The following is a 6,384-nucleotide window of genomic DNA, read 5'->3' as shown; positions in this document are numbered from 1 at the left end:
GAAAGGAAACCAGCATGACTGATGCAAAACGACAACCGAGCGGGAAACGACAAGGTGCCGGGAAACGCAATCCTGCGAACAAAGTGGTTCGCCAACCGGACGCGCCGTCGGATGAACGGCCGGATGAGCTGCCGGATGAACTGCCGGTGGCAAAACCGAAAGCAAAGCGGACACGCAAGGCGGCACCGGCCGAGCAGGCTGCTCCGCCGCAACTGGCGAACGAACTGTGGAAGGAAATCGTTACCCGGAAGCCGCTGATGATCGGACTGGCAATTGCCGTGTTTCTGTTTCTGCAGTGGGGAGGTTCCGGTCGGCGACGGCCGTCGTCTGGCGGCTACCCCGGGCCGGGAACTGTCATCGTCACCACGCCGCGTCCCCCGGAATATCCCGTGCCGACGACGAACCGAACGAGTCCCGACGACCAGACACGAACGGACTCCGGCGGTGGCGGCGCTGGCAGCCCCTTCGAGGATGCCACGCATACGAACGAAGGCTACGGACGGATTCGCGTCGTCGATTCGACCTTTCATGCCGGCACCTATGAAGGACATTCGCAATACAAGGACTGGTATCGTCATCCGCTGCGGCTGGAAGTCGGACCGGCGGATCTCGGGGGCCGCTTCACTGTCTGGTTTCAATCGCTCGATGAGCCCAAGTACCGCGTGCCGTTTTCCGGCCTGATCTTCGCCGGAAAAGCCCATCCGATCAGGCTGCAAAAGAAGGAGTCGGGCCTGGTCGATATCAGTGATCGCGACGGCCCGCGGTGGTGCCTGAATCAGAACCTGACCACGCAGGACAATGTGTACCTGCGCTGCGAAAACGGACGGCTCACGGGCTATGCGAACAACGACGAAACGTTCGATCTGGTGTACCGGGGAGTCTCCGTTCCGGCACCTCGACCGACTCAACCCGCGCGGCCGGCAGCAGAAAGTTCCGCTCAGCAGTCACCGCTCCAGCCGGCAACGCAGCGAGACAAAGCAAACAACGCAGGCGGCAGTTCAGGCACTGCAACGTCTGACGCTACGGCGAACACTGACAACCGGAAGTCCTCGTCGAGCGATCAAGCGAACCGGGACGTCACTCCGGCCAACGGCTGGGGACTGCTGCAACAGGGTCGTGAGGGCAGCATGACTGCACGATCAACGGCGGACGTGACGCTGCCGATTCGGATCACTGTTCTCGAAGTCCGGCCGGAAGCGAACTATCTGCGGCTGTTGATTGCTCACGCCGAAACTCCGGCGAGGTTCGTGATCTATGACTCGGTCGGCCAGCAGACTGATCCGCAAGGTGAATTCAAGCCGCAGTTTCGTTCGGGTGGCCGCTCAAGCCGGATCGCAACAACCAGACGATTCTCACGGGAAAGTTTTACGACCGGTCCTCGCTACGACGTGCGAACTGCGGTCCGCCACTGAGCACGCCACCAGTCGCGGTGAGAAGCTCCACGGTACGCCCGTGAATCCGCCGCGGAACTGTCGACACGTCACGCGATGCCTTCGCATCCTATGTTCGCGACAAAACGCAGCGTCGCAAGCGGTTTTACGGAGGCTGCGGAATAGCGTTGGCGACGAGGTGGAGTGGCGATGGATTTGTTCAGGAAGACCCCGACAGCAATCTGTGTCAGGCGGTGCTGGCATTGGGCCACGGTGAAGGACGCCGCGTGGCGACGGCATGGTACGAAGGTCACTTCCACGTCGACGACAGCGATCACGTCAACGGCTGGTGCATTGTGCTGAGAAAGATTCGCGTGCTGGGCAACGTGCCGCGGTCGGGAATCTTCAACGCCCGGATGCAAAAAAGTGAGCTGCGAATGCGGATGGCCATGGACGGCAGCGGCAACCTGTACGCCGCGGCTCCCGGCATTGACGCTCCCGGCGACCGGCTGCGGGGCATGAATCAGGAAGCCGTCGAACGCATCACGTTCGAACCTGTGGACCGGCGGAGCGAAGAAGCCGCCGCGAAACCCGCCGACACGGACGAACAGCGGGAAGCGAAGGCTCAGGCAGCGCTGAACCGGGCTCGCTGGTACGAGAAGAAGGAACTCGTCGATCTGGCACTGCAGTATTACGAACAGGCGGCCACGGAGTTTTCCGATCTGCCGCACGGTCGCAAGGCCGCTGAGCTGCTGGCCGAAATGCGCGACCGCCTCGGTCTTCCGGAACACGATGAAGACGAACTGTGACTCGCCAACCGCACGCCGTCTTCTGATTCACTCCTTCCTCTTTCTGCAAAGCCACAATCATGTCCCGACAACGACAACAGGTGCCGCAGCAGGCACCGCGGCAATCCGTTCTGAAACAAGCCGTGTCCGCCACGAAGAAGGCGGCCGTGAAGACCGGTTCGGTCGTCCGCAACGCGGTGAAGCAACCGGCCGTCAGACAGGCGGCTGCCGCAACGAAGAAGGTCGCTGCAAAGTCGATGGCCGCTGTCGGCAATGCCATCCGAAAACCGGCGGCGACGCAGCAGCGAACCGTCGCTCAACCGTCACGGCCCGCGGTTCGGCAGGCGGCACCGAAGCCGTCAGTCGCCGGCAAACTCTCCGCCGGTGACAGGCGACAGGCCGTCGCCGCCGGGAAGACACTGCGGTCGGCCGGAGTCACTCACAAACCGAGCGTCGCCGCCAGGAAGCCGGCCACCAAACCGCCGACCACGAAACCACATACCGCCAAACAACCCATCGCACCGAATCAGATCAACCTCGAACGCCTGCGAGCCTCACGCAACTCGATTTCGCCCACGTCGCAACGCATCAGTGCGACTCGCGGATCGGTCGCGAAAGCCACTCAGACGAAAGCCGCTCAGGCACCGAAACCATCGGTGGCCAGCCGCGTCGCCAAAGCGGCTCCCGTGCAAGCTCAGAAACAACAGCAGGTGCAGCGACAACGCCAGGTGCAGTCGACTCGCTCACGCTGACGATCCGTGCGTTGCGGCGCATTCACAACGACAGCGGTCCGCCGCGGACCGCTGCATCTTATCTCACTGAATTTCGGGAGTATTTCACATGACTTACCAGCCAGTCGATCTCGACGCAGCATTGCTGCACTGGGCGGAAGACGGCGGCCGGCCCTGCGAATCCTGGACGCTGCGTGACGCCTTTGCGGGCTGTGCCGTCTTCGGTGCCACTGGTTCTTGGCAAGACGAGCGGCAGCGGTGATCTCACGCGCGTTCGTTTCTGCGGCATCCGTCCCGCTTCGGCGGACTGGTGCTGACCGCCAAACCGGACGACTGCGACCTGTGGAAACGCTACGCCATCGACGCCGGCCGCGAACACGATTTGATCGTCTTCAGCGACCGCACGGACAACAAGCTGTGCTTCAACTTTCTCGATTACCAAAGCCAGCACGCCGGCGGCGGAGGTCTGGTGTTCAACCTGGTGTCGCTGGTCGAGACCATCCTGCAGAGTCAGGAGAAGGACGGCGGCAAGTCGTCGTCCGATCCGTTCTGGACGAACTCCGTGCGAATGCTGCTGCGGAACGGCTTCACGCTGCTCAAGCTGGCGAATGACTATGTCTCGATGAGCGACCTTCAGAAGCTTGTCCTGTCGGCTCCCACGAATCCCGATCAGGTCGAGGCCTGGGAACCGCTCGAAGAACAGCAGGAGCAGCTCACCGAACGTCAGCGGGAGATTCTGGAAGCGTCGAAGGCATGGCATTCGACGTCGTACTGCTGCGACGTCATCAGTCTCGCGATGGAACGCGCGGCGACGGACATGGAACGGCACGACGTGAATCACGCGACCGAGTTCTGGTGCGTGACGTGGCCCAACCTGCCGCACGACACACGGCAAAGTGTGGCCATCACGTTTCTGTCGCTCGCCGATTATTTCCTGACCGGTTCGCTGCGGGAACTGTTCACGACCGGCACCGATGTATCGCCGCTGGATTGTCTGAACGGAAAGATCATCGTCGTCGATCTGCCCGTGCTGGAATATCAAACCGTCGGAGTGCTGGCGGCGTCGATCTGGAAGTACCTGTTTCAACTGACGGTGACGCAACGCCGCATCACCGACAGCAGCCGTCCCGTGTTCCTGTGGGCGGATGAAGCTCAGCTCACGCTGCTGAAAACCGACACTGCCTTCGCCACCGTCGCCCGAGGCTTCCGCTGTGCGACGGTGTACCTGACGCAAAACCTCGACACGTATTACCACGCCCTGTCGTCGCAGCATCCGCATCAGGCGAAGGTCGCCATCGATTCGCTGACGGGAAATCTCAACACGAAGATCTTTCAGATGAACACGTCGCCCACCACCAACACATGGGCGTCGGAACTGATCGGCAAGGAATGGGTCTGGCACGGAGCCAACATCAGCACGGGCACGTCGTCGAAGCTCGGCGAATGGGCCAGCCACACCGACAACGTCGGAGCCCAGCGAGTGCTCAAGCAACGCGTTGATCCGATCGAATTCACGCGTCTGGCGACCGGCGGTCCGCAGTGGAACTGGCAGGTGTCGGCCTACGTGTTTCAGGGAGGCCGGCGGTTCGATACCTCCGGCGAGAACTTCCTGCTGGCCACGTTCAGTCAGGACTTCGCCCGCAGCTCATCGCTGCCCGACGAAGAACCGGATGATCCAGACACGCTGACCGTTTCCTGCCCGCACTGCGACTCCGATTCCGACTGGTCCGCCGCGGACCGAGGCCACAAAGCCGTCTGCCCCGACTGCCGGCAATCCTTCCGCCTGCCAGGCTGAAGCACTTTCGATCGTCCCCACGCCGGACTTTCACCATGACCGACACTCCACCACCCGAACCAACGAACGCCGTCGACGAACCGTCCGTCATCGACGCGTCCATTCGTCTGATCGCAATCACCGAAGTCGCCGAGCTGCTGTCCTGTTCCAGCCGCCACGTCCAGCGCCTTACCGACACCGGCCGCATGCCCGCCCCCATCAAACTCGGCCACCACCTCACCCGCTGGAACCTCGCCGAACTCCAGAACTGGATCCAACAAGGCTGCCCCGAACAACCACCAGCAACCGAACTTCACCTCACGAACCCCGGCTTCCTCACAAACTCAGACAAGGTGTCACCATGAAAGACAATCGCAATGCCGGCGTCATCAGCGTCCACGAAGCCTACAGCAAGCATTCCGTTCTGCAGCGGCTGGGGATTTCTCAGAAGTTCTGGGATAGAATGCTGGACGATGGCCTGCCTTACACAGTCATCGGTCACTCGCGTTGGGTGACGGGGCAGGATCTCATCGAGCATCTCTCAAGGAACGCGGAAAGGAAACAACCATGTACGCAACAGAAAGGAGAACCTCATGCCGAGGCGACCCGAAATCGGCAACGTGCAGTTGTATCCCAACCGTCCTTTGCGCCGCTCTGACAAGAACGGTTATGTTTTGAAGTTCTACTGTCCCATTCAGCACAAACGCATTCGCCGCAACTGCGGCACGCGGGATCGTCGTGAAGCACGCAGTGTTTTGCGGGAATGCCGCGAGCGGTTACTGAACGGGCAGTACGTCGCCTCCGGCGGCGCGATCACGGCGACGCTGGAATCCACGCTCGCGGCGGATTCAAGAGTGCCTGCATCGTCGGATGAGGGCACGCCGCAGTCGTGGCAGGATTGCTGTGACCGCTATCGGCGTCACAAGAGCATGCGGGTGCGCGGACGATCGCTCACGGATGCGATGTCCCGCATCAACATCGCCGAACGGATCTTCGAAGGCGATCGCCAGGATCGCGGTTTGCCGGAAGGACTGGCCGTCCGCGAAGTCATGACGCTGGAGATGCTGGAGTATCTGCAGGACCGGCTGCTGGCCGGTGACGAAAGTATCTATGACTTTCGTTCACCGAACACGGTCAACAGCATGATGAGTGCCGTCATGGCCTTCGTCCGTCACTGTGCCAAACGCGGCTGGATCGACAGTATCCCGGCCGTCGAGAAGCTCGACGTGGACGACGTCATGAAGGGTCGTCCGGTCACCGGCGAAGAGTTCGAACGGATGCTCGAAGCCGTTCCTGACGTCGTCGGAAAGGAATCCGCACCGTCATGGATCTTCGCCTTGCGTGTCCTGTGGGAGTCGGCGTTTCGCATCGGCGACCTCATGGACTTCTCGTGGGACGACGAACGGCACATTCATCCGGTGTGGCCGGCCCGCAGCGGTCAGCACGCCACGATCGTTGTGCCGCCGTCACAGAAGAATGGCCGACTGCAGCAGATCCCGTTGCTTCCCGGTTTGCGGGAACTCCTGGAATCCGTGCAGAAGCGGCATCGCCACGGCTGGGTCGTCGATCCTCAACCGATGCAGTACGAGATCAAAACCGACTCGAACTTCTTTCGGCCGACGGATGACGATCTGCGCTCCCTGGCGACCCGCTTCAGCAACTGCGCGATCGCGGAAGCCTGCGATGTCAGTGAGACGGCAGTCCGCAAATGGCTGCGTCAA

At 61.6% G+C, this 6,384-nt stretch carries 8 protein-coding genes; all 8 read left to right on the top strand.

The genetic code is table 11. The features are described from left to right. Positions 1-14: 14 nt before the first annotated feature. The gene (locus R3C19_27275; GenBank protein MEZ6064064.1) at positions 15-1,412 is read left to right on the top strand and encodes a hypothetical protein; all 1,398 of its coding nucleotides are present in this window, start codon (positions 15-17) and stop codon (positions 1,410-1,412) included. A 146-nt stretch (positions 1,413-1,558) separates the two neighbouring features. Then, the gene (locus R3C19_27270; protein ID MEZ6064063.1) at positions 1,559-2,179 is read left to right on the top strand and encodes a hypothetical protein; all 621 of its coding nucleotides are present in this window, start codon (positions 1,559-1,561) and stop codon (positions 2,177-2,179) included. 59 nt (positions 2,180-2,238) lie between these two features. Continuing rightward, positions 2,239-2,910: a hypothetical protein gene (locus R3C19_27265; GenBank protein ID MEZ6064062.1), complete on the top strand. Its 672-nt coding sequence runs from the start codon at positions 2,239-2,241 to the stop codon at positions 2,908-2,910. 88 nt (positions 2,911-2,998) lie between these two features. Continuing rightward, positions 2,999-3,151, top strand: coding sequence for a hypothetical protein (locus tag R3C19_27260; protein ID MEZ6064061.1), 153 nt, complete (start codon positions 2,999-3,001; stop codon positions 3,149-3,151). Between the two features lie 48 nt (positions 3,152-3,199). Further along, entirely contained in the window at positions 3,200-4,684 is a 1,485-nt protein-coding gene (locus R3C19_27255; protein ID MEZ6064060.1) for a hypothetical protein, read from the top strand. A 35-nt stretch (positions 4,685-4,719) separates the two neighbouring features. Next, positions 4,720-5,028 (top strand): helix-turn-helix domain-containing protein, encoded by a 309-nt coding sequence (locus R3C19_27250; protein ID MEZ6064059.1) that lies wholly within the window; start codon positions 4,720-4,722, stop codon positions 5,026-5,028. Further along, positions 5,025-5,321: a hypothetical protein gene (locus R3C19_27245; protein MEZ6064058.1), complete on the top strand. Its 297-nt coding sequence runs from the start codon at positions 5,025-5,027 to the stop codon at positions 5,319-5,321. The genes R3C19_27250 and R3C19_27245 overlap by 4 nt, the downstream gene beginning before the upstream one ends. Next, the coding region (locus tag R3C19_27240; GenBank protein ID MEZ6064057.1) for a hypothetical protein at positions 5,257-6,384 on the top strand (1,128 nt) is incomplete at its 3' end. The genes R3C19_27245 and R3C19_27240, both read left to right, overlap by 65 nt.

It is taken from the genome of Planctomycetaceae bacterium (genome assembly GCA_041398785.1).
Lineage (GTDB): Bacteria > Planctomycetota > Planctomycetia > Planctomycetales > Planctomycetaceae > JAWKUA01.
Note: the sequence above shows the minus strand (reverse complement) of the source record. Positions and strands in the feature narration are given on the sequence as shown.

Coding starts and splice junctions, on each gene's coding strand:
- R3C19_27260 (MEZ6064061.1), top strand. CDS start 2,999: ATGACTTACCAGCCAGTCGATCTCGACGCAGCATTGCTGCACTGGGCG.
- R3C19_27250 (MEZ6064059.1), top strand. CDS start 4,720: ATGACCGACACTCCACCACCCGAACCAACGAACGCCGTCGACGAACCG.
- R3C19_27245 (MEZ6064058.1), top strand. CDS start 5,025: ATGAAAGACAATCGCAATGCCGGCGTCATCAGCGTCCACGAAGCCTAC.
- R3C19_27265 (MEZ6064062.1), top strand. CDS start 2,239: ATGTCCCGACAACGACAACAGGTGCCGCAGCAGGCACCGCGGCAATCC.
- R3C19_27275 (MEZ6064064.1), top strand. CDS start 15: ATGACTGATGCAAAACGACAACCGAGCGGGAAACGACAAGGTGCCGGG.